The organism is Flagellimonas rhodophyticola (assembly GCF_049332665.1).
Taxonomy (GTDB): domain Bacteria; phylum Bacteroidota; class Bacteroidia; order Flavobacteriales; family Flavobacteriaceae; genus Flagellimonas.
This window is the reverse complement of sequence record NZ_CP186326.1, coordinates 721,393-741,586: the sequence shown is the minus strand read 5'-3', so window position 1 is coordinate 741,586 and position 20,194 is coordinate 721,393. Positions and strand designations below refer to the sequence as shown.

Annotated in this window: 22 protein-coding genes; 9 read left to right on the top strand and 13 right to left on the bottom strand. The window is 37.5% G+C overall.

The genetic code is table 11. The features are described from left to right. The first annotated feature begins 69 nt into the window (after nt 1-69). The 3 genes from ACOKFG_RS03320 to ACOKFG_RS03310 are packed head-to-tail and all read left to right on the top strand — an operon-like array spanning nt 70 to nt 1,457. Nucleotides 70-384 (top strand): hypothetical protein, encoded by a 315-nt coding sequence (locus ACOKFG_RS03320; protein WP_298792905.1) that lies wholly within the window; start codon nt 70-72, stop codon nt 382-384. A gap of 3 nt (nt 385-387) precedes the next feature. After that, a complete protein-coding gene (locus ACOKFG_RS03315) occupies nt 388-1,047 on the top strand; it encodes a DUF2461 domain-containing protein (protein WP_298792903.1) in 660 nt (219 codons plus the stop codon). A 38-nt stretch (nt 1,048-1,085) separates the two neighbouring features. Then, nucleotides 1,086-1,457 (top strand): SnoaL-like domain-containing protein, encoded by a 372-nt coding sequence (locus tag ACOKFG_RS03310; protein WP_298792901.1) that lies wholly within the window; start codon nt 1,086-1,088, stop codon nt 1,455-1,457. A gap of 45 nt (nt 1,458-1,502) precedes the next feature. On the opposite strand, the gene ACOKFG_RS03305 is transcribed toward ACOKFG_RS03310, so the two are convergent. Both ACOKFG_RS03305 and ACOKFG_RS03300 read right to left on the bottom strand, forming a co-directional pair. After that, a complete protein-coding gene (locus tag ACOKFG_RS03305) occupies nt 1,503-2,198 on the bottom strand; it encodes an ABC transporter ATP-binding protein (protein WP_422861853.1) in 696 nt (231 codons plus the stop codon). Nucleotides 2,199-2,238: 40 nt separating this feature from the next. Then, entirely contained in the window at nt 2,239-3,708 is a 1,470-nt protein-coding gene (locus ACOKFG_RS03300; RefSeq protein ID WP_422861852.1) for a DUF5687 family protein, read from the bottom strand. Nucleotides 3,709-3,831: 123 nt separating this feature from the next. Here ACOKFG_RS03300 and ACOKFG_RS03295 point away from each other — a divergent pair, with 123 nt between their 5' ends. From ACOKFG_RS03295 to arsS, 4 genes are all read left to right on the top strand, one after another. Further along, a complete protein-coding gene (locus ACOKFG_RS03295) occupies nt 3,832-4,881 on the top strand; it encodes a 2Fe-2S iron-sulfur cluster-binding protein (RefSeq protein ID WP_422861851.1) in 1,050 nt (349 codons plus the stop codon). Nucleotides 4,882-5,155: 274 nt separating this feature from the next. After that, complete coding sequence (locus tag ACOKFG_RS03290; RefSeq protein WP_422861850.1) at nt 5,156-5,854, top strand: TIGR04282 family arsenosugar biosynthesis glycosyltransferase; 699 nt, start codon at nt 5,156-5,158, stop codon at nt 5,852-5,854. A gap of 132 nt (nt 5,855-5,986) precedes the next feature. Next, entirely contained in the window at nt 5,987-6,322 is a 336-nt protein-coding gene (locus tag ACOKFG_RS03285) for an arsenosugar biosynthesis-associated peroxidase-like protein (protein ID WP_116184458.1), read from the top strand. 63 nt (nt 6,323-6,385) lie between these two features. Further along, nucleotides 6,386-7,474 (top strand): arsenosugar biosynthesis radical SAM (seleno)protein ArsS, encoded by a 1,089-nt coding sequence (gene arsS, locus ACOKFG_RS03280; RefSeq protein WP_422861849.1) that lies wholly within the window; start codon nt 6,386-6,388, stop codon nt 7,472-7,474. 180 nt (nt 7,475-7,654) lie between these two features. Here the strand turns inward: arsS and ACOKFG_RS03275 are convergent, their stop codons facing one another. The 3 genes from ACOKFG_RS03275 to ACOKFG_RS03265 all read right to left on the bottom strand — a co-directional run bounded on the left by ACOKFG_RS03275 (nt 7,655) and on the right by ACOKFG_RS03265 (nt 10,937). Then, the gene (locus ACOKFG_RS03275) at nt 7,655-9,442 is read right to left on the bottom strand and encodes an arylsulfatase (protein WP_298792882.1); all 1,788 of its coding nucleotides are present in this window, start codon (nt 9,440-9,442) and stop codon (nt 7,655-7,657) included. A 119-nt stretch (nt 9,443-9,561) separates the two neighbouring features. After that, nucleotides 9,562-10,044, bottom strand: a complete 483-nt coding sequence (locus ACOKFG_RS03270) for a DUF1572 domain-containing protein (RefSeq protein ID WP_299486971.1) — start codon at nt 10,042-10,044, stop codon at nt 9,562-9,564. Nucleotides 10,045-10,211: 167 nt separating this feature from the next. Then, a complete protein-coding gene (locus ACOKFG_RS03265; protein ID WP_299486972.1) occupies nt 10,212-10,937 on the bottom strand; it encodes an alpha/beta fold hydrolase in 726 nt (241 codons plus the stop codon). A gap of 348 nt (nt 10,938-11,285) precedes the next feature. On the opposite strand from ACOKFG_RS03265, the gene ACOKFG_RS03260 reads away from it, so the two are divergent. Further along, entirely contained in the window at nt 11,286-11,903 is a 618-nt protein-coding gene (locus tag ACOKFG_RS03260; protein WP_299486973.1) for a TetR/AcrR family transcriptional regulator, read from the top strand. On the opposite strand, the gene ACOKFG_RS03255 is transcribed toward ACOKFG_RS03260, so the two are convergent. From ACOKFG_RS03255 to ACOKFG_RS03245, 3 genes are read right to left on the bottom strand one after another with little or no spacing between them, the layout of a single operon-like run. Continuing rightward, a complete protein-coding gene (locus ACOKFG_RS03255; RefSeq protein ID WP_422861848.1) occupies nt 11,900-12,949 on the bottom strand; it encodes a glycosyltransferase family 9 protein in 1,050 nt (349 codons plus the stop codon). The two genes, ACOKFG_RS03260 and ACOKFG_RS03255, sit on opposite strands and share 4 nt — an antisense overlap. Further along, nucleotides 12,933-13,538 carry a DUF4254 domain-containing protein gene (locus ACOKFG_RS03250; protein WP_299486979.1) on the bottom strand — a complete coding sequence of 202 codons (606 nt, stop codon included), beginning with the start codon at nt 13,536-13,538 and terminating at the stop codon, nt 12,933-12,935. Before ACOKFG_RS03250 ends, ACOKFG_RS03255 begins: the two co-directional genes overlap by 17 nt. Nucleotides 13,539-13,575: 37 nt before the next feature. Then, on the bottom strand, nt 13,576-14,508 hold the full coding sequence (locus ACOKFG_RS03245; protein ID WP_299486981.1) for a DUF6427 family protein: 933 nt from the start codon (nt 14,506-14,508) through the stop codon (nt 13,576-13,578). A gap of 39 nt (nt 14,509-14,547) precedes the next feature. Here ACOKFG_RS03245 and ACOKFG_RS03240 point away from each other — a divergent pair, with 39 nt between their 5' ends. Further along, entirely contained in the window at nt 14,548-14,769 is a 222-nt protein-coding gene (locus tag ACOKFG_RS03240) for a DUF6341 family protein (RefSeq protein ID WP_299486983.1), read from the top strand. Here the strand turns inward: ACOKFG_RS03240 and purD are convergent. The 5 genes from purD to ACOKFG_RS03215 all read right to left on the bottom strand — a co-directional run bounded on the left by purD (nt 14,764) and on the right by ACOKFG_RS03215 (nt 20,194). Beyond that, the gene (purD, locus tag ACOKFG_RS03235; RefSeq protein WP_299486985.1) at nt 14,764-16,035 is read right to left on the bottom strand and encodes a phosphoribosylamine--glycine ligase; all 1,272 of its coding nucleotides are present in this window, start codon (nt 16,033-16,035) and stop codon (nt 14,764-14,766) included. The two genes, ACOKFG_RS03240 and purD, sit on opposite strands and share 6 nt — an antisense overlap. Before the next feature lie 58 nt (nt 16,036-16,093). Next, nucleotides 16,094-17,080, bottom strand: coding sequence for a UDP-glucuronic acid decarboxylase family protein (locus ACOKFG_RS03230; protein WP_298792864.1), 987 nt, complete (start codon nt 17,078-17,080; stop codon nt 16,094-16,096). Between the two features lie 2 nt (nt 17,081-17,082). Continuing rightward, on the bottom strand, nt 17,083-18,381 hold the full coding sequence (locus tag ACOKFG_RS03225) for an exopolysaccharide biosynthesis polyprenyl glycosylphosphotransferase (RefSeq protein WP_422862178.1): 1,299 nt from the start codon (nt 18,379-18,381) through the stop codon (nt 17,083-17,085). 92 nt (nt 18,382-18,473) lie between these two features. After that, on the bottom strand, nt 18,474-19,211 hold the full coding sequence (locus ACOKFG_RS03220; protein ID WP_298792860.1) for a WecB/TagA/CpsF family glycosyltransferase: 738 nt from the start codon (nt 19,209-19,211) through the stop codon (nt 18,474-18,476). Next, complete coding sequence (locus ACOKFG_RS03215; RefSeq protein ID WP_298792858.1) at nt 19,208-20,194, bottom strand: hypothetical protein; 987 nt, start codon at nt 20,192-20,194, stop codon at nt 19,208-19,210. The genes ACOKFG_RS03220 and ACOKFG_RS03215 overlap by 4 nt, the downstream gene beginning before the upstream one ends.

Below are 20,194 nucleotides of genomic sequence, written 5' to 3'. Positions count from 1 at the left end.
GCACATTCAACCCTTTAAAGTGTCTTATTTCCCCTTATTTCTGCTTTCCCTCTTTCGTAGTTTTGGGACATGGAGTTGGAAAAATTTATGGAGATCAGAGAATTGTTCTGTTTAAGACATCCTAATGTTACGGAGGGAAAAATGATGAGTTCTCCTGCTATTCACTATAATAAAAAGGTGTTTGCTTTTTTTTCTCGGAAACAGAAAATGGTCTTTAAACTCGGAAAAGAGTATCCTTTGAATGAATTAAAAGCGGAAGCTTCAGAATTCAATCCCTTCAAGAACAAAAAGCCCCTTACTGGATGGTATGAAGTTGATTTTGACCATCAGGAAAAATGGGAAATGTTGACCAATATTGCTCTGGAAAAAATCAAAAAACAGTAGAAAATGATCACAGAAGATTATACCGCTTTCTTTAAAGAATTAGCCAAGAACAATGCTAAAGAGTGGTTTCATACTAATAAGAAAAGATATGAGAAGGACGCCAAAGAACCTTTTTTGAATTTACTTGAAGGTCTTTTGCAAACGCTTACCGATTGGGATTCTCGGATTCTATCAGATCCAAAAAAAGCAATATTCCGAATTAATAGAGATGTGCGTTTCTCTAAGGATAAAACACCATATCACACAATTTTGAAGGCTGGTTTTTCTCCAAATGGGAAAAAATCAATTCTCCCTGGATATTACTTAGGTATTGATGCCACAAGTATTCATGTAGGCGGAGGGCTGTTTATGTTGCGACCTCCGGAGCTTTCAAAAGTCAGAAAGCATATTGCTTCAAATACTTCGCAATTACTTAAAATTATTGATGATCCAACATTTGTGCAAGGTTTTGGACAGCTCAGTGGAGAGAAGGCAAAACGATTGGACAAAAGTTTACTTCCGGCAGCGGAAAAAACTGATTTCATCTATAACAAACAGTTCTATGCCATGGCCGAATTTCCTTTGGAACCTTTTTATGGTTCGGAAAAACTGGGAGAAGAAATCTTGGAGCATTTTAAAATCATCAAACCATTAAACACATATCTGAACGAAGCGTTCGATTAATCTAGAGCTTATTTATTCATCATAAAAACAATTACAAAATGACAACACAAGAAGTTGCGGACAAGTTAGTGAGCCTCTGCAGAGAGGGAAAACACCAGGAAGCCTATGGTCTATATGCCCAGGACGCCTGGAGCCTTGAAATGCCTGGAGTACCCAATGAAAAAACACAAGGGATTGACAACATTTTAAAGGGCTACGAACAATGGGCTAGCAGTATTGAAGAGATGCATGGTGGTTCAGTTGGAGATGCGGTTGTTGCCGGCAACCATTTCACAGTTCCAATGGTAAGTGATGTTACCTTTAAAGGTATGGGGCGTTGTAAAATGGAAGAGCTTTGCGTTTATGAGGTGGAAAATGGAAAAATAAAAAAGGCCCAGTTCTTTTATGATCCTTCGATGTTTGGAGGATAATTCCAATTAAAATTCATTGAGGCGATGGTTTTCCATCGCCTTTTTTTATTCTCCAAAAAATGTTTCAAGTTCTTTTAGGGTTTCAGCAGAAGTCTGTATGTCCTTTACAATTTCACCCTTGTTCAAAACCACTATACGTTCACAAACCTCCGTTACATGAAGTAAGTCGTGACTTGAGATAAGTACAGTGACATCTTCCTTGGCAGCTAACTCTTTAATTATTGCCTTTAACCTAATTTGGGTTGTAGGGTCCAAATTAGCAAACGGCTCGTCTAAAACCACAACTTCAGGATTCCCAATGAAGGAAGCTACAATACCAGCTTTTTTCTGGTTTCCTTTGGAAAGGTCTCGCAAATATTTTTTTTGTCCCAAAATTTCTCCATGGAAAAAATCTTCAAATGAAGATAAAAGTTTATCTACATCAGCACGGTTTGCTCCTCTTAAATCCCCAATGAAATAAAAATATTCTTCAGGGGTCAAATACCCAATCAAAAATGATTCATCAATAAAAGCTGATGTAAACGGTTTCCAATCCTCACTGCTACTTACCTGTACCTCATTATTGACAATTTTTCCAGATGTCGGTTGAATCAAATCCAACAGCAGACTAAAAAAAGTTGTCTTTCCAGCTCCGTTATTACCTACCAGTCCGAAGCTTTGTCCTTTCGGAATTTCCAAAGACTCAATATTCAAAACCTGTTGCGAATTGTATTTTTTAGTCAGATTCTCAGTTGTTATCATATCTTTTCGTTTTAATTCCCTCTCATTGGAAATCTATTTGTTAGCTGTTTTTTTCTTTGAACCCGGCAATCATAATATATTTCTTCTTTCTATATAATTCCGTAATCCTTTTCATTAATGGTTCTTTCAATAGCAGCCCAATAATTCCTAAAGCAGCAAGCACACCCAGTGCTATTTCGAAAGAAAAGAGCAATTTTGAAACAAAAAAGAGTAGCATGGGAAGGCATAACAGTGGAATCAAAACAAAAAATTGAACCGCACTTGCCCCCTGCATATTGCCAAAGGCACTTGTATCTAACTCTATTCTTTTTTTATTAAAAGAGCCAAAAAATAAAACCATTGGAATATTAACCCCCAAATTGTACAGCGCACAACTAAAGTTAAGGGCAATAGCTTCCCAACCGAAATAGACATATGGAATCGATAACAAAAACATCGCCACAATACTTACTGATATCAAATTCACTTTGGATTCCAAGTATTTTCGCAGAGGTATATTTTGGGACATCATCATGCTGTAATAACCACTGTCCCATGCAGGGATAAGCTGCCCAAAATTAGATAGGAATATTCCAGTCATAAAAAGACCTACAAAAACAATCATTGGTGAAGTTATTCCGTAAGCATCCATAGAGTAGAAAATTAATCCATAAAAAATCATAAACAGGGATATGAAAGCTTGGGTTTTTGGTCGTTTGTTTCTCCATATCATCTTTAGATCGAGCTGTAAAAAGGTCCCCATATCACCAAAACGTTTGGTCCAGGCCAAATCAGACGCACTTGCCTCCTTTGTTTTTACACGTAAAGAGGCATCCAAAAACAACTTTTTCTTTAAATAGTTGAAGTTAATCCAGTAGGTAAGAATTGCCAAAGCTACTGGAACCAAAACAGCTATCGGGTATTGATAAAGGCCATGAAAAATAGGGCCAAAGAAATTTTTAACTGGTAAAAACTGAAAGTAGTCTAGACCATATAGCAATACTATTATTGTCCCAATAATTGCCAAGGCCTTATCACTCTTATTTATTATGAAGTTGGTGAAATTAATGCACATAACTATGGCCAAAATAGATGTCAACCATAGGACTACATTTATTATAGGATAGCCATTAAATACCAAAACAATTCCAAAAGGAATGAAAAAGCACAACGCCAAAATGTTATATCCAGAGAAGCCAGATCGGCCTAAAATATAATGGGCAATACTGCTTTTTTTCACAGGCATGGACAATAAAGGTTTAATGTCCATTACAGGTAGTTTTTGCATGAAATATCTAAAAAAGAGCTCGATAAACACCCAATACACCAAATATCGACTCAGCATCCACATCGGGTTCTGGTCTGGAAAGACTTTTCTCAGGATTTCATATAAAAAAGCGCCAACAAATACCAATGCGCCCAACATATAAAGTCCAAAAAAGATCATGACGATTTTCAGTGCCAAGCTCTTACCAAAAGATGATGACCTAAAAAAGGCTTTCCACTGAAGATTTATGAAGCGTTTGAACATGGTTGGTAATTTTCATCAAGTTAGTACACAACAAATGTGATTTGTTACAATCCATTCTCTTTTTTAGGAATCTTGCTATCAAAATTACTTGAATCCGTAGCTTTGCAAAAAAATTGATCTTACATGAGCGACTTTCATGCACTAAAAATTGCTACGGTTGATGCATTGACCGCGAACGCTGTAGCTCTGACTTTTGAAATTCCGGACGTCCTTAAAAATAATTTTGTTTTTACAGCTGGACAATATATTACCCTTAAGCACCAGATTAATGGGCAAGAGGTTCGCAGGGCATATTCCATTTCCTCCGCCCCCTCTTCAGGAAAGATTACAGTGGGCATCAAGAAAATTCCAGATGGTACATTTTCAGTTTACGCTAATGAAAGTCTCAAAGCTGGGGATGAAATCCAAGTGATGCAACCTGAAGGCCGATTTGTTTTTGAACAAGATACGAAAGCCAAAAATATTGCTGCCTTTGCTGCAGGAAGTGGAATTACTCCGATTATGAGTATTGCGCAAACTGTTCTGGAAAGTCATGCTGATAGCACTTTTGTTTTGGTTTTTGGAAATCAAAGCCCTTCGGAAACCATGTATTTACAGGTCATTCAGGAGTTACAGCGAAAATATACTGATAGGTTTTTCACGCAACATATTTATAGTCGCTCACAGGAGGAAGGTGCACTCTTTGGAAGAATTGAATCTTCAACCGTCAATTTTATTGTAAAAAACAAATTCAAGGAAACAGCATTTGATGCCTTCTATCTTTGCGGTCCAGAAGAAATGATTAATACAGTTTCAAACACCCTGAAAAAAAATGGAGTAGCTGAGGATAAAATACTGTATGAGTTATTTACTTCATCAGATTCCGAAGATACTCTAGCGGAAAATCTAGACGGAAAAACCAAAATAGAGGTTACTGTGGATGATGAAAACTTCTCTTTTACCATGGATAAAAAGGTCTTGGTTCTAGATGCGGTGTTGAAAGAAAATATCGATGCCCCCTATTCCTGTCAAGGAGGCGTATGCAGCAGTTGCATTGCCCGAGTTACAGAAGGGAAGGCCGAGATGGTGAAAAATCAGATTTTGACCGATGGCGAAGTGGCTGAAGGACTTATATTGACTTGTCAAGCCCATCCGCTCACCCCTACATTGAAAGTAGACTACGATGATGTGTAGTTTTTAGTAAGAAATTCAAGAAAAACACTCTATTTCATTCTATTTTCAAAGAACATTGACCGACCACCTGGTTTGTTTTCTTTGAAAACGCACCTCTTTTTTGCATTTCATCGATACCCCATCGATTTTAATCTGGAGTAATTAAGCAGACCGTTTTCTAAAACCGACCTATGGGTCGGAATGTTAAAATTTAAGATTATTGGGAACATAATGTAATTCAGCTTACCTTGTTTCGACCTAAATTCTTAATATAGGCTTAGCAGAAGTGTACATTTTGAAAAAATTTGGCTTGGAGAATACCGCTATTTTAATTTTCGCGAATTCCGCGGAAGAAGATGCTCGCCATAAAACTTCTGTATCTAATCCATTACTGTTCCAAGAACTTACCTCCAATACGCTTCAGATAGTTAAAAAAACGGGCTTGCCATTTTTTCATTTTACCGAAAAAGAGCAACGGGGTAACTCTTTTGGACAACGCTTTTCCAATGCTATCCAAAGTATTTATGACAGGGGCTATGAAAATGTAATTACTGTTGGAAATGATAGTCCAGAATTAACTGCCCATCATTTAATTGAAGCCAACAAACAGTTAAAACTAGGAAAAACTGTTTTGGGCCCTGCTCTTGATGGTGGTTTTTATTTAATGGGATTGCATTATTCCAATTTTGATGCCCAACTTTTTCAAAAATTACCATGGCAACGTGTTGGATTGTTTAGCAAGATTTCCCAATTACTAGGAACTAACAACTCAGCGCTTTTCACTCTTCCGATGCTTCGAGATATTGATATTCTTGAGGATATCACAGTATTATTGAGCCGTTTTAGACGAATTCCGAATACTATTTTCAAAATTCTGGCTGCCCTCATCAAGAGGAATATCAGATTTTTTGAAATGCATATCCCAAAACAGGAAATGCACTTTATTACCTTTTCTTTCAATAAAGGTTCCCCCAGCCTTTCGCTATTGGGCTAATAGCAAAAAATGGCATTTGCCATTACACCATCCTCTTGTAGAAATTGTAACACTTGGCTTCTTGCCATGAAAAAAATCATAATAGGGGAATTATTTCACACCAACATTCAATTAAAACATAAACACCAAAAAATGGCAAATAGTTATTACGATCCAGCGGATCTACGAAAATTTGGAAAAATTACCGAATGGAGCGAAGAACTCGGCAACAAGTTCTTCGATTATTATGGAAAAGTTTTTGAAGAAGGAGCTTTGAGTGCCCGAGAAAAATCCCTTATCGCGTTAGCCGTTTCGCATGTTGTTAAATGCCCCTATTGCATTGATGCGTACACCAAGGATGGATTGCAAAAAGGAATAACCAAAGAAGAAATGATGGAGGCAGTTCACGCAGGTGCGGCCATCGAAAGCGGTGCGACTTTGGTACATGGGGTTCAAATGATGAACAAGTACAATAAATTATCAATGTAGAGAGCAAAAGAGAAAGCTTTTCGGGTTGACTCTTTTTACCATCTAACCATAACATATCAAATCATGAGCGAAAGTATAATGCCACAGTTAAAAAAGGCGGCCAAAAAATCCCTAAAGGCTCAGGATAATGCATTGGCAGAAACCAATAAGCAATTGGAAATTTTAAATGGAGGAGTCTTTGCTGATGGCGAACTGCCTTACTTCAAAGATAAAATTGCCGAAATAGGTCATTTTCCGCTGCGCCCGAATAAATTGGAGGTTCTACAAATCAATGTAGGATACATGTGCAACCAAGTGTGTGAGCATTGTCATGTTGATGCAGGGCCTGATCGTAAGGAAATCATGACCCGAGAAACCATGGAACAATGCTTGGAGGTCATTCGAAATACCGGAGCCCATACGTTGGATCTAACTGGAGGTGCCCCCGAAATGAACCCTGACTTTAGATGGTTTGTTGAGGAGGCCGCAAAAGCTGGTATCCAAGATTTCATAGTCCGATCCAATTTGACCATTATCCGGGCGAACAAAAAGTACTATGATTTACCAGAGTTCTTTAAGAAACACAATGTACATGTGGTTTCTTCCATGCCGCATTATACCCGAGGCAAAACCGATAAGCAGCGTGGAGATGGAGTTTTTGACAAATCCATCAAAGCGTTGCAAGAATTGAATGCTGTTGGCTATGGCATGCCCGATAGCCCCTTGCGATTGGATTTAGTCTATAATCCTTCTGGAGCATTTTTGCCCGGAGACCAAGCTGCAATGGAAAAGGATTTTAAAAAGGCCTTGGATGAAGATTTTGGTATTCAGTTTCATAACCTATTTGCCATTACGAATTTGCCCATTTCCCGTTTTTTGGATTATCTCATTGCATCTGAAAATTATGAGGACTATATGTATGCCTTGGTGGAGGCCTACAATCCCGCAGCAGTAGCCAATGTTATGTGTACCAATACCATTTCCATAAGTTGGGATGGATGGCTTTACGATTGTGACTTCAACCAAATGCTCGACCTAAAGGTCGCTAGTAAGGTGAAACACATCAAAGACTATAATGAGAACATTTTAAACGACAGAAACATTATTATCTCTCAACATTGTTATGGCTGCACAGCGGGCGCAGGGAGCAGTTGTCAGGGGACTGTGGCTTAAACTAAAAGGGAGGTTTAGAATGAACTTATCGTTAAAGATATCGTTCGTTTTAATGAGCTATATCGACGGATAAGTGAAGTTCGGGAAATTTCAACGAAGATTCAAACACAAATCAACAGGTCTGCTTTAGGGATTGATATACTTCATAAATATTATCTTTTCAGGAATAAAAACAATTTCCTATCTGATACGCTCCAAAACCAATTGCCTGAAATCTATACATTGAGAACCTTTTATAGCGAACGCTTTTAAGCTGATAGTGTGTAGTCCTTTATCCAAATTCAGCACTCCCATTTCCAGAGGCTTAAACTCTTTTTGGAATGATTCTTCTCGTTTAGTGCGATCGTATTCTGCGCCCAGTATAGGTGGGTCATGAGCTTGTGTTATCTTGATTTCAAGTTCATTTTTACCTTGTTTTAAGGTAAGAACGGATCCAATTGTTTCCTTATTACAGGTATAGTAAACAGTAGCTTTATAATTTCCTTGAACACGTATGTCACAATCCCAAGTGATGCTATCTTTTGTATTTGTCCAATTTGTAAAATAAGAAGAGTTAGGCCATCTGCTAGATCTGAGAATATTGCCATGGGATACTGCATCATCAGCAGGTAAATTAGTATAGTACATACCTTCAAATCCTACTGGAAATACTTCTTTTCTGTTTCGGTCAAGCTCTTTTAGTACCGTATTTTCCCATAATTCCTTTGCTGAAATCAAGCCAGAAAGTATTGAATCCGAAGGTTTATCAATGGCATCTGTCTGCCCAGGGTCCGAATCCAAGTCAAATAGTTGGTTGGTATCATCCAACATATATTGTTGATTTCGAACACTTACTTTTCCATTCCAATGACTGAAAATATATCTGTCTTCCCATGAATCATCCAATCCAAAAAGAAGAGGCTTTAAACTCTTCCCATCCAATTTTTTACTGTTTGAAACGGAGACATTAGCCAAATCCATCAGCGTTGGTAAAATATCTATCGCACTCGCCATGTGGTCAATTTTTTTTGAATTCAATCTGTCCTTCCAATGCATTATAAAAGGAGACCTTACACCTCCTTCATCGGTATGGCCCTTTATTCCTTTAAGTCCATCATTCCACCTCCACCCATTGGGACCATTGTCCGACATATATATAAAAATGGTGTTTTCGAGCAACTTCAAACTATCCAATTTATTTACAATTCTTCCTACATTCCAATCAATGTTTTCGCATAGTGCCAAGGCGGCCCGTGTCTTATCTCCATTCTCCTTGCTACCATATCTATGAGTTGAATCAAGGACTACATCTTTATATTTATTCCACCACCTATCGGGCACTTGCATTGGGCTATGCGGGGTATTATAAGCCAAGTAAGCGAAAAAGGGCTCTCCATTATTTTTTTCGATGAATTCAAGTGCTTTATTGGTTAAATCGTTAATAATAAACCCTTCTCCCTTTACTATTTTTGTGTTCCTTTCGAGGGTGGGATTAAAATAATTGCCCCAATGCCCCGAACAAAAGCCGTAGAAGTCATCAAAACCTCTATTGTTAGGATGATATGGAGGTTGCGCTCCGTTATGCCATTTGCCAAACGCTGCTGTATTGTAACCATTGGATTTGAAGATGTCAGCGATTGTTTTTTCATCAAGGTCCAATCGTTCCCCTCCCCGCGATGTTGAATAAACTCCTCCTCTTGGGTGGTATCTTCCAGTTAAGATTTCTGCCCTTGTTGGCGAACAAACAGGGCTCACATAAAATCTGGTAAATTGTGCTCCTTCTTTTGCCAGATAATCGATGTTTGGAGTCTGTAGGTTCAAATTTCCATTGATGCCTAAATCACCCCAACCTTGATCATCACTTAAAATCAAAACAATATTGGGTCTCACATTGCTTTGCGAAAAAGTATCACTTGGTAAGAAGGTTATGATAGCGACAAGTAGAATAAAACCCGTTAGATAAATTATGTTTTTTCGTTTTTTACCCATTTTTAGAGACGTCCTTACCAAAAGGATGTATTATTTGATTAATCGATACCTGCGGATGAGTGAAGTTCGGAAATTTTAATTGAAAGACCCATTAAAAAGGTATTTGTCCTCCTCTGATATCATGTGTTAATGGTCGCTTTATTTATTAGTTTAAACAGTAGCGAAATTTGTCCTAAATGATAGTAGCTATGCTCTATTAGGCCTTCTATATTTCGTTGGTAAGTACCATACTCTTCCTTTACGAATAGTTCACTCCATTGATTTTCTGAACTATTTGAAATTTTCTCAATTATTGAATGAGCGTTGGAAATAAATGATTGTATTAAGTTTTGCCAGTCATTTTCTGATTCAATCTTCTCCATTTCGAAACTGTATTTATCCCTAATTTCCAGATCGCCACCATTCAACACGTTTAGGATTCCTGCTACATAGTAATTAATATGGTATGTTAGTTCGGCTATGGAATTATGATCTCCAATTTTATAATTGGCCTGTTTCCAAGTAGTTTTTCTCAATTGGTCTTGTAGGTTGGTGTTTGCTATCCATTTTCCGTTCAAGAGGACTTCTTGAATACGACTTGCCAAATTCTTGCTTTTTTTCATTTCTTTTTCTTTAGTACCACAGGGGCGTTCAAACTAAGAATCATTTGAATGATTCTTAGTATCCGATAAGTGAAGTTCGGGAACGGAGTGCCATCATTATTGGTATTTCCCGAACAATCGCATAAAAAAGCATTGATTCTTCCGAGATTTTCAATGACTTTTGTTCTTTATCGTTCTTGTATTTTTTTGATATAGTTATTTATGATTTCTGCTAACTCTTTTGGTTTACTTTTCATTGGTAAATGTCCGCAATTTAGTTTTACTACTTCTTGACAATTTAGATTTCCAATCATCTCATTTTGAATTTCTTGAGAAATCGATTTGTCGTTTAAAAGCTTTATGAACATACTCATTTTTGGCAAGGCCTCGTAGTTGATTTTAGTTGTATACAATTTTGATGACTCTGGGGAAAACCTTCTAACTATTTCTTCTGATTGGGAATTTTCTAAATCGTTGCACAATTCATCTTTAATCGATTTTTCAGGAGGCCTGGTTCCAAAAAATTTCAGTAATAGGGGTAAAACTAGTCTTTGTGGAATTGGGAAAACGTCAGCAAACGATTTTCCATCCTTGGGAATTATCGCGCTTATTCCAACAAATCCATTTACTCTTTCTTTGAAATAGTCGTTTAGTTTTAGACCTATAGAACCTCCAATTGAATGAGCTACAATTGTGAATTGACTTACTCCCCAGTTCTCAATTTGTTCAATAGCTGAGTTAAGATAATCCTGAAATAAAAGTTTTTCATTTACTTTACCCCCCATCTCTCGGTTTGGAAACTCTATTAGAAGGGTTGGACTATCTAAATGTTTATTTGTTTCGCTCCAAACATAATTTCCTAATCCCGCCCCATGAATTAAAACTATTCCGTGATTATCGTTCATCTTTATCATTTTATTATCTTAATAACAGCCAACGATTAAGCCAAGTACAGTTTCAATTGTCCTTATCAAAAGATATCCGCCTGACCAGACTGGCAGGTTGAAGTTCGGAAATTTCATTGAAGATTCAGATCTAAATTGATTGTTTCGTCTACCTGGTAGATGTTCTTTATCCCTAAAAAGAAACGCTTAAACCGACTGGCTGGTCGGTTAGTTTTTTTAGGAGAACTTGTTTTAGGTTCAATTTTGACATTTCACCGATTTTTCTTACAAATACAACCTTGATTCTTGAGGTTGGGTCCAATCTGCAGAAACTTTGTAACAGACTTAACGGTCTAATTGAACCCAAAACCCAATCTTATGGAACGAAACCTAAAACGACGCGAAACCATGCACCGATTGCATGCCATGGGCCTTGAAATTTTTCACTCAAAAGGCTACTACAATACCAGCTTGGATGATATCTTAACAGAATTAGACCTTTCCAAAGGAGCCTTTTATTATCATTTTAAATCCAAGGAGGATTACTTCATCAGTATAGTTCAAAATTTGATTGTTCAAAAGGTATACGCCCTATTGGTGGAACCACTTAATGTTAATGAAAATCCATTACATGCCATTCTAGACAGTTTGGAAAATGCCATGGAGCCCTGTAAAAGCAATGAAATGGCCTATGGATTCATGCTGAATGACTTTATCACGGAATTCAACAAACGCAATTCTGAAATTAGTTCGTACTTAAAAGACATTCTAAAAGTGTGGGAGGTAAACTTGGTCTCTGTATTGAAAAACGGCAAAATTGATGGGTATATAGCTCGCCATATCGACTGCGAGGGGGTTGCAACCTACATTATTGCCTCCTATTTGGGCATCCGTTCTTTACTATCCGAAACTAATGGTCAACAACTTAAGTACCGCTTTATACAACAAATGAGGCACTATTTTAATTCTATATCGGAGAGACAAACGGTAGCTTAACCTTCCAACAGGGTGATAATCTTATCTATTACCTGTTGAGGCGTAATGGTTTCCATTGCAGTTTCATACCCTGCGGGTAATTTATTGCCATATACCGAAGTTGGAATTAAAGGATATCGTTCCCGATTGGCCAGTAAAGCATGTTCTTTTGACTGACCAAAAGGATAAAACCCTGCAAAGGGGTGGGTAACGCCCCAAATTGTGATAACAGGAATGCCATAATTGGCCGCCAAATGGGAATTACCACTATCCATAGATAGCATTACATCGAGGTTTGAAATTAAAGACAGTTCTTCTTTTAAATTGAGTCTTCCGGCCATATTCAAAACATGCTCCCCTTCCTTGGCAATCGCCTCCAACTGCTTAACCTCATGGGCCCCGCCTCCAAAAAGCAATATTTTATACTTATTGGTATTATTTAGTTTTTGAATAACCTCTTTCATCAGATATAGTGGATACATTTTGCCTTCGTGCGCGGCAAAAGGCGCTATCCCCACCCATTTATTGGCATCTTGACGTACAAGTTCCAATACATTCTCGGAAAGTTGAATTCGCTCTAAAAGCTTTGTTTTTTTCAAATCAACAGGAAAACCCAGCTCCGTGAATACATCGGCATAGCGATGATGGGTGCTTTTTAGTTGTTTGAAAATTTTGTTCTTATTTCTGGTAAGTGCTTTCTTTTCCGCCCTTCCCTTATCCACCTGTATAAACGGGGTTTTGCCAAGACCGAAATATTTTTGAAGAATTCTGCTCCTTAGAACGTTGTGCAGGTCGGCAACAGCGTCAATTTGAAGACTTTTCAGTTCTTGGTACAAGCGCCAAAGTCCAACCAACCCTTTGTGACGCTTTTTGACATCAGCCTCAAATACATTAACATTTTCCAGTCCGGAAAAAATAGGTAGAAACAATTTTTTGGTAAGAACGGTAACTTCTATCTGTGGATACTGATTTAGTAATGCACTTAGCACTGGCACCGTCATGGCGACATCGCCCATAGCAGACAGGCGAATGATCAAAATATGGGTCTGCTTACCCTTTTTGCCCACGAAGTACCGGATTTAGCTCATCATCGTTGTACATTTTCATCTGTTTATAAACTTTCATGTACTTCTTTCCTGTTTCGATATCCTCAAGCAATTGGTCAATGGCTGAAGAAAGGTCTTTCTTTTGTTCTAAAAGTACTGTCAACTTTTTGCTGCACTTATCTATGTGCTCTGCTGATGCATCGGTTCGATCTACCTCTTCTTGCATATGGTAAATTTTCAAAGCCAAAATGGAAAGTCTATCAATTGCCCATGCCGGACTCTCAGTATTGATTGTGGCATCTGACTTCACCTCAACCCTTATATATTTATCGAGAAAATAACTGTCAATATATTCAACAAGGTCCGTTCTGTCTTGGTTGCTAGCATCAATTTTTCGCTTTAAATCAAGGGCTGAAGTCGGGTCAATCCCAGGGTCTCTGATAATATCTTCATAATGCCACTGTACGGTATCTATCCAATTCTTTCTGTATAGCAAATGCTCCACTTTATCCTTCGGATAAGGATTTACAAACTCCTGATAAACATCATCCTTGATATGATAAGTGTCTATGCTTTGTTGAAAAATAGTAAAGGCAAACGAACTGAACATGCTCACAAATTTGTGGCAAAGATATTGCTTTATCCTTTTACAGGTTAAGGTCTAAAACAAAAAGTAAAATGGGCAACAGCACACAGATAACGACGACCAATTCCTTAAGCTTTATCTTTTTAACGGTTTCCAGATAGTTTGTCATAAACACAGCAACTGGAAAAAAGGTAATTAAGACTGGAGATGCTCCATCGAATCTGAAAAAGCTTATGACCGCGCCCAAAACAAAAGTCAAGAAAACAATACGAAGTAAAACTAGTTTTCCACCACCCTTTTTTCGGACTTTGACAAAAACTAGAAACATAACCACTAACATTAGCGAAGTATAGACCAGTAGTTTTATAATGCCCTTATGTCCAAAAAAATCAATGAACAAAAAATCCAATCTAAAACGATAATGTTCCTCAAAAAACCCAAGGGAATCATTCAATTTTAAAACAGTAAAGGACAAAATCAAAACTGTAGCAATCGCAACCAAAGGAACCATCCAATTTTTAGCAGGTTTTTTATCATATACGTTGATTGCCACAAACACAAGAATCAAAAAAATCAATGTCCAGTCGTAAAAAAAACTGGCGACACATATCAAAAAGGTAGCGTCAAAAATCTTATGTTTTACGCTTCTCATAGATTTGATCGCAAGCAATCTCCAAATCGCAAGAAGCAAAAAAAAGTTGGCAAAAATGGCATTTTTATCCCCAATAGTATCTGAAAAAGCTACCAATAGCAGCGTAAAAAATAGAATAGCGAAAGAGCTCAAGCCTGTAACTTTCTCGACCTTAACTATTCTACTGATAATATATAATGAAAGCAAAAGTACGGCAAGTACAATCAGTTCCTCAGGAAATGTATCAAGGGTAATCCCAATATCCGTACCGAATAGTAAGTGAATCGAGTAAAAGAGGAGGAGGAAAACCGATAAAACGATATAATTTATCGGTTTTGTTTTCCCGAAAAAGCTTGAAATCATGTTAGGTTTTACTACTTTTGCAAAGTAAATATAGCTAAGATGAGCAAGTTTTTTTACGGTATTGAAGACTTATTTGTGAATGGTCTTTTTGCGCCTTATGATTTCTTTCGATTTATGGAAAACTGGTGGGGTTCCAATTCGGTGAATTGGATTTTCGCCGTCATCGGTTTTATTTCCATGATTTATTGGATGAAAGAACTTAAGATTTTTAATGATAATGGTGAGGAAGACAAAAGCATTACCTCCCATTCTTACCTATAGGTCAAATCCAAGATCTTTTCGATAGTACATTCCTTCAAAATGTAGCTTTTCTATATTTTGATAGGATTTCTGCAATGCTTCCTTGAAATTATTTCCGAAGGATGTAACGGCAATTACACGACCACCGTTGGTCAGCACTTTTCCGTTGCTCTCTTTTGTTCCAGCATGAAAAACCAAGGAATCTTCAATAGTTCCTATCCCTTGTATTTCCTTTCCCTTTTCATAAGCTTCGGGGTAGCCTCCAGAAACAGCCATTACTGTGGTTGCCGTTCTTTCGTCAATTTCCAGATTGATTTCATCCAAGGTCCCTTTTGACATTGCATCAAGAATTTCCACCAAATCTGACTTCAGTCGTGGCATCACTACCTCGGTCTCAGGATCTCCCATGCGAACATTATATTCAATAACCTTGGGTTCTTCACCAACTTTGATAAGCCCTATAAAAATGAAGCCCACATAGGGTAAATTGTCTTTTTTAAGGCCCTCTACCGTAGGTTTTACAATTTGTTGCTCTATCTTATGCATAAAAGCACTATCGGCAAAAGGAACCGGGGAAATCGCGCCCATGCCTCCAGTGTTCAGACCAGTATCTCCTTCCCCTATTCGCTTGTAGTCTTTTGCGGTTGGTAAAACTTTGTAGTTGGTCCCATCTGTAAGTACAAAACAGCTCAATTCAATTCCATCCAAGAACTCCTCTATAACGACCGTTGCGCTGGCTTCTCCAAACTTGGAATCCAACAACATCGCTTTTAATTCATCTTTGGCTTCATCCAAATCTTTGAGAATAAGAACGCCTTTTCCAGCTGCCAGTCCATCCGCCTTAAGTACATAGGGCGGACTAAGTGTTTCCAAAAACGTATATCCTTCTTCGAGATTTTCTGATGTAAAACTTTGATAAGCTGCCGTTGGAATGCTATGACGCATCATAAATTCTTTTGCAAACTCTTTACTTCCTTCCAATTCAGCGGCCACTTTTTGAGGACCAATTACAGAAACGTTCTTAAGTTGCGAATCGTTCAAGAAAAAATCATGAATGCCATTTACCAGTGGGTCTTCAGGACCAACAACCACTAAATCGATATTCTCTTTTAAAGTGACGTTCTTAATTCCTTCAAAATCGTTTACCCCCACCTCAACGTTAGAGGCGATTGTTGCCGTTCCAGCATTGCCTGGGGCAACAAACAATTTTTGAACTTTCGGGCTTTGCAAAATTTTATGGGTTATCGCATGCTCGCGACCTCCTGAACCAAGGATAAGAATGTTCATCGATTAAAATTTTGGCAAAAATAATTCAATTCAAATAGCAGACGCTAGATATGCGTACTTATTTCCCATTTAAATGTGAAAAATCGCGATGTTCTTTTTGGCGTAGTTCTTCTGGAGACAAAGATTTGAAGTATTCATACACCTTTTTCAAGCCCTCTGAACGATGCACTTTGGGCTCCCAACTCAAAATCTCTTTTGCTCTTGAAATATCAGGCTGACGTTGCAGCGGATCATCTGCTGGCAAGGATTTAAAGACTATTTTCTGGTCAGTTCCTGTAAGTTTTATGATTTCTTGTGCGAACTCCAGAATCGTAGTTTCATCTGGATTTCCAATATTGATGGGTTCCGCATAGTCACTCATCAAAAGACGATAGATCCCTTCTATCTGATCATCGATATACGTAAAGGAACGGGTTTGGGACCCATCACCAAAAACCGTCAAATCCTCCCCGCGGAGAGCTTGGCCCATAAAGGCAGGTACCACACGGCCATCATTTAAACGCATTCGCGAACCGTATGTGTTAAAAATTCGAACTATACGCGTATCTAAGCCATGATGCCTATGATAGGCCATGGTGATGGATTCCATAAAACGTTTGGCTTCGTCGTAAACCCCCCTTGGACCAATTGGGCTCACGTTTCCGTAGTAATCTTCATTTTGAGGGTGAACCAATGGGTCACCATATACTTCTGAAGTGGAAGCCACTAGAATTCGTGCATTTTTATCCTTAGCCAACCCTAACAAATTCAGTGTGCCCAATGAACCTACTTTTAAGGTTTCAATAGGGATTTTTAGATAGTCAATCGGACTAGCCGGAGAAGCAAAGTGCAAAATATAATCCAAATCACCTCCCAAATGCACAAAAGTAGATACGTCATGATGGTGAAATTCGAATCGCTCCAACGGAAAGAGGTGTTCAATGTTTTTAAGATCGCCAGTAATGAGGTTGTCCATGGCTATTACATGATGGCCTTCCGCGATAAATCGATCACAAAGGTGTGAGCCTAAAAAGCCTGCTGCGCCTGTAATTAGGGTTCTTTTCATAATCAATAGGCCTTTGCTTCGCCCTTAATAGCATTCAATACTGTTTGTACCATGATTTTCAAATCTAAGAACATTGACCAGTTTTCTATATAAAAGATATCAAATTTTGTTCTGTTTAAGATATCCATCTCCTGCTCAATTTCCCCACGATAACCTCTAACTTGCGCCAATCCTGTAATTCCTGGTTTAACAAAATGACGTACCATATATTTATCGACACTTGTAGCATATTCATTGGTATGTTTTACCATATGGGGTCTTGGACCAACAACCGACATTGTACCAAACAAAACATTATAAAATTGTGGAAGCTCATCGATGCTTGTTTTTCGAATAAACTTACCCACTTTGGTAATTCTCATATCATTTTTGGTCGCTGAATGATTATCGGCATCCTTGTTTGGTGCCATAGATCTGAACTTATAACAATAAAACTCTCGATTATCAATTCCATTTCTACTTTGTCTAAAGAATACCGGCCCCTTTGACTCAACAGTTATAATGATAGCAAGTAAAGGAATAAGCCAAGACAATAGTCCAAAAATGATAATCAATGAAAAAATTACATCGAAACTCCGTTTTAAAAAGGCATTTATGGGATTGTGCAAAGGAATGTCCCTTAATGATAACACAGGGATATAATCGTAATATTCAAATTTTAGTTTTTTGGCAAAAATGTTCTTGTTATCGGGAATAAACTTTAATGTTTTTAAGTTATTATCCGCAAAGTTTATGAAGGCACTAAGTTCTTCATTTTTTAATTCGGAAATAGAGCAATAAATCTCATCAACTTTATTTTGTTTTATGAAATTAAGCGTCTCTATCATATCAAACTCCAAGGTTGAAGGTGAAAATTGCTTTAGAAAGTTATATCCGAATTCTGTTCGTTCTTTGAAAACGGAAATTAATTGGTCGGTCTTCTTGTTTTTACCGATTACCACAACGTTTCTCAAGTTGCCCTTCAGATTGCCTCTGTACTGCATCAAGAAAATGTAGGTGACAAGTTTAGCTATCCCCACCGTCAACATCACTAAAGCAAAATATTGAGCCAATGCATAGCGGCTCATTAAAGGCTGTTTAAAAAACCCAATAAAAGCAAATAATATCAAAAAAAAGTAAAAAAATTGGGTGAAAATTTTCCTGAAAATAATTGGCACTTTCGTATATCGATGAATTCTATAGAACCCATTTCTAAGTGAAAAAATAACCCATCCACCTGTTATGTAAATATGAAATAAAACAGGTTCCTCAAGATTGATGGGCAAAAAATACGCGAAAAGATTGATTACCAATAAATCCATTATCAAGGACATTGGTCTTATTAAATCTGAATACTTTGTGAACCCAAAAAACATATAGGCTTTTAAATATTGGCACTTGGTGGTTAAAAGTATTAAAATTTAAAGCGCTCGCGGAACACCATAATAATAAACTTAGTATTACCTATCAAATATCTTTTCCACATACGTTTTGGTTCTTGAATAAATCTGTAAAACCATTCTAATCCCACTTTTTGCATGAATAAAGGTGCTCGTTTAACTTTTCCGGCAACTACATCAAAACTGCCACCTACTCCCATAATAAAATTGACTTTTGCCAGGACCGCCCTATTATCAAATAAAAAATTCTCCTTTTTGGGAGAACTCATGGCAACAAACAATATTTGAGCTCCACTATCCGCTATTTGCTTTGCAATTTTCTTTTCATCTTCTTTTTTAAAGTACCCATTTCTGTATCCGGCAACTATATCCGCCCCATACTTTTCCGAGTATAACTTCACAACGTTCTTCACTATATTCTCCTTAGCGCCAAAGAAAAATATTTTATGATGATGTTTGCCAGCAGAATCCACTAAATTCTCCATTAAATCTATTCCCGCTACGCGCTCCTTTAGCGGCTTCCCTAAGAAGCGGGAGGCCCAAACTACAGCCTGGCCATCAGCGTTTATAATGTGGCTATTGTTCACACTTTCCCTAAGTTGTAAATCTTTTTGCATGGAAACCATTTTCCCAGCATTGACCACGACATGATGAAGGTGTTCTTTGCGTTCGATTGCCTTGACTACTTTCTCAAGTGTCTCTTCCATTGAAAAATTATCAATTGCGGTATTTAGAATATTTATGCGATTCATTGATAGGTTTTGTATGAATGATCCAAATGAGTTTGTTCTATAAAACCGGAAAGTTTCTTTAACGAATATTGAGTAAATGCCTTTGGGTGTCCAATTAGAACAAGATTTCCCTTGTTTGCCGTTTTGGAGCGATACTTTGGAAATGCATTCTTTAGTAAGGATGCTTTATAACCATCTATGGATACCACACTATGAGAAAAATTAAGAAGTAGTTTTAATACATTCCGCTTGTCCATTGAAAGAGCATTCCCATCTCCATAGGGAATATGCTTTGCTTGTTTGAAAATTTTTACAAAAATAAATTTCCAAAAAAACCAAGGAGGAACTTTGTATGAACTTATTGGAATTTCCGTAAATTCCCCATTTTCATCTTCTTGGACAAGGTCATGTGAAAATCTATACTTTGTCTTGTATTGCTCCACTTGTGAGAAATCAAAAACCTGGTTTTTGGATTTATATTTTCCTCCCGGGTATACGGTGCTGTCCACCATGATACGGTTCTTTCGCAACCCTTTACCAATAGGTTCGAAGGGTTGTGCGCTCCATCCGCCTGCCCTATATGCTTGTGGTCGAATTCCGCAAATTCGTTCTAAAACTTCAGTATAGCGGGTAATAATGTCAACAATCCTATTCTCAGAAAAACAAGAAAGTCTATATCTATCCGTGTTAAAAATCCATCTGCTTCCGTCATAATAGGAATCTTCCCAATGTGGATGAACATGCAATTCAATTCCATGACCTTCACTGGCCAAATATTTAATTTGATCACATATGTTTTTATAATCGGATTGAAGTTGAGGGAATTCTGCTTTATTCTTCTCTAAGGCAAGTAGAAAGCCCGAATCTACGAAGCAGGTAAACTTAATATTATAGGGTTCTGTAATCTTAAGTAATTCTTGCGTAGGTTGAATGATACATTTTTCAACGGTTCCACTCTTAGAGCCGAAAAAAAGTTCATAATCCAAGGTAATATATATGTTCAT

What these genes read in the sequence shown, in the direction of transcription:
- ACOKFG_RS03320 (WP_298792905.1), top strand. Translation starts at nt 70, where the DNA reads ATGGAGTTGGAAAAATTTATGGAGATCAGAGAATTGTTCTGTTTAAGA.
- ACOKFG_RS03315 (WP_298792903.1), top strand. Translation starts at nt 388, where the DNA reads ATGATCACAGAAGATTATACCGCTTTCTTTAAAGAATTAGCCAAGAAC.
- ACOKFG_RS03310 (WP_298792901.1), top strand. Translation starts at nt 1,086, where the DNA reads ATGACAACACAAGAAGTTGCGGACAAGTTAGTGAGCCTCTGCAGAGAG.
- ACOKFG_RS03305 (WP_422861853.1), bottom strand. Translation starts at nt 2,198, where the DNA reads ATGATAACAACTGAGAATCTGACTAAAAAATACAATTCGCAACAGGTT.
- ACOKFG_RS03300 (WP_422861852.1), bottom strand. Translation starts at nt 3,708, where the DNA reads ATGTTCAAACGCTTCATAAATCTTCAGTGGAAAGCCTTTTTTAGGTCA.
- ACOKFG_RS03295 (WP_422861851.1), top strand. Translation starts at nt 3,832, where the DNA reads ATGAGCGACTTTCATGCACTAAAAATTGCTACGGTTGATGCATTGACC.
- ACOKFG_RS03285 (WP_116184458.1), top strand. Translation starts at nt 5,987, where the DNA reads ATGGCAAATAGTTATTACGATCCAGCGGATCTACGAAAATTTGGAAAA.
- arsS (WP_422861849.1), top strand. Translation starts at nt 6,386, where the DNA reads ATGAGCGAAAGTATAATGCCACAGTTAAAAAAGGCGGCCAAAAAATCC.
- ACOKFG_RS03275 (WP_298792882.1), bottom strand. Translation starts at nt 9,442, where the DNA reads ATGGGTAAAAAACGAAAAAACATAATTTATCTAACGGGTTTTATTCTA.
- ACOKFG_RS03270 (WP_299486971.1), bottom strand. Translation starts at nt 10,044, where the DNA reads ATGAAAAAAAGCAAGAATTTGGCAAGTCGTATTCAAGAAGTCCTCTTG.
- ACOKFG_RS03265 (WP_299486972.1), bottom strand. Translation starts at nt 10,937, where the DNA reads ATGATAAAGATGAACGATAATCACGGAATAGTTTTAATTCATGGGGCG.
- ACOKFG_RS03260 (WP_299486973.1), top strand. Translation starts at nt 11,286, where the DNA reads ATGGAACGAAACCTAAAACGACGCGAAACCATGCACCGATTGCATGCC.
- ACOKFG_RS03250 (WP_299486979.1), bottom strand. Translation starts at nt 13,538, where the DNA reads ATGTTCAGTTCGTTTGCCTTTACTATTTTTCAACAAAGCATAGACACT.
- ACOKFG_RS03245 (WP_299486981.1), bottom strand. Translation starts at nt 14,508, where the DNA reads ATGATTTCAAGCTTTTTCGGGAAAACAAAACCGATAAATTATATCGTT.
- ACOKFG_RS03240 (WP_299486983.1), top strand. Translation starts at nt 14,548, where the DNA reads ATGAGCAAGTTTTTTTACGGTATTGAAGACTTATTTGTGAATGGTCTT.
- purD (WP_299486985.1), bottom strand. Translation starts at nt 16,035, where the DNA reads ATGAACATTCTTATCCTTGGTTCAGGAGGTCGCGAGCATGCGATAACC.
- ACOKFG_RS03230 (WP_298792864.1), bottom strand. Translation starts at nt 17,080, where the DNA reads ATGAAAAGAACCCTAATTACAGGCGCAGCAGGCTTTTTAGGCTCACAC.
- ACOKFG_RS03225 (WP_422862178.1), bottom strand. Translation starts at nt 18,381, where the DNA reads ATGGATTTATTGGTAATCAATCTTTTCGCGTATTTTTTGCCCATCAAT.
- ACOKFG_RS03220 (WP_298792860.1), bottom strand. Translation starts at nt 19,211, where the DNA reads ATGAATCGCATAAATATTCTAAATACCGCAATTGATAATTTTTCAATG.
- ACOKFG_RS03215 (WP_298792858.1), bottom strand. Translation starts at nt 20,194, where the DNA reads ATGAACATATATATTACCTTGGATTATGAACTTTTTTTCGGCTCTAAG.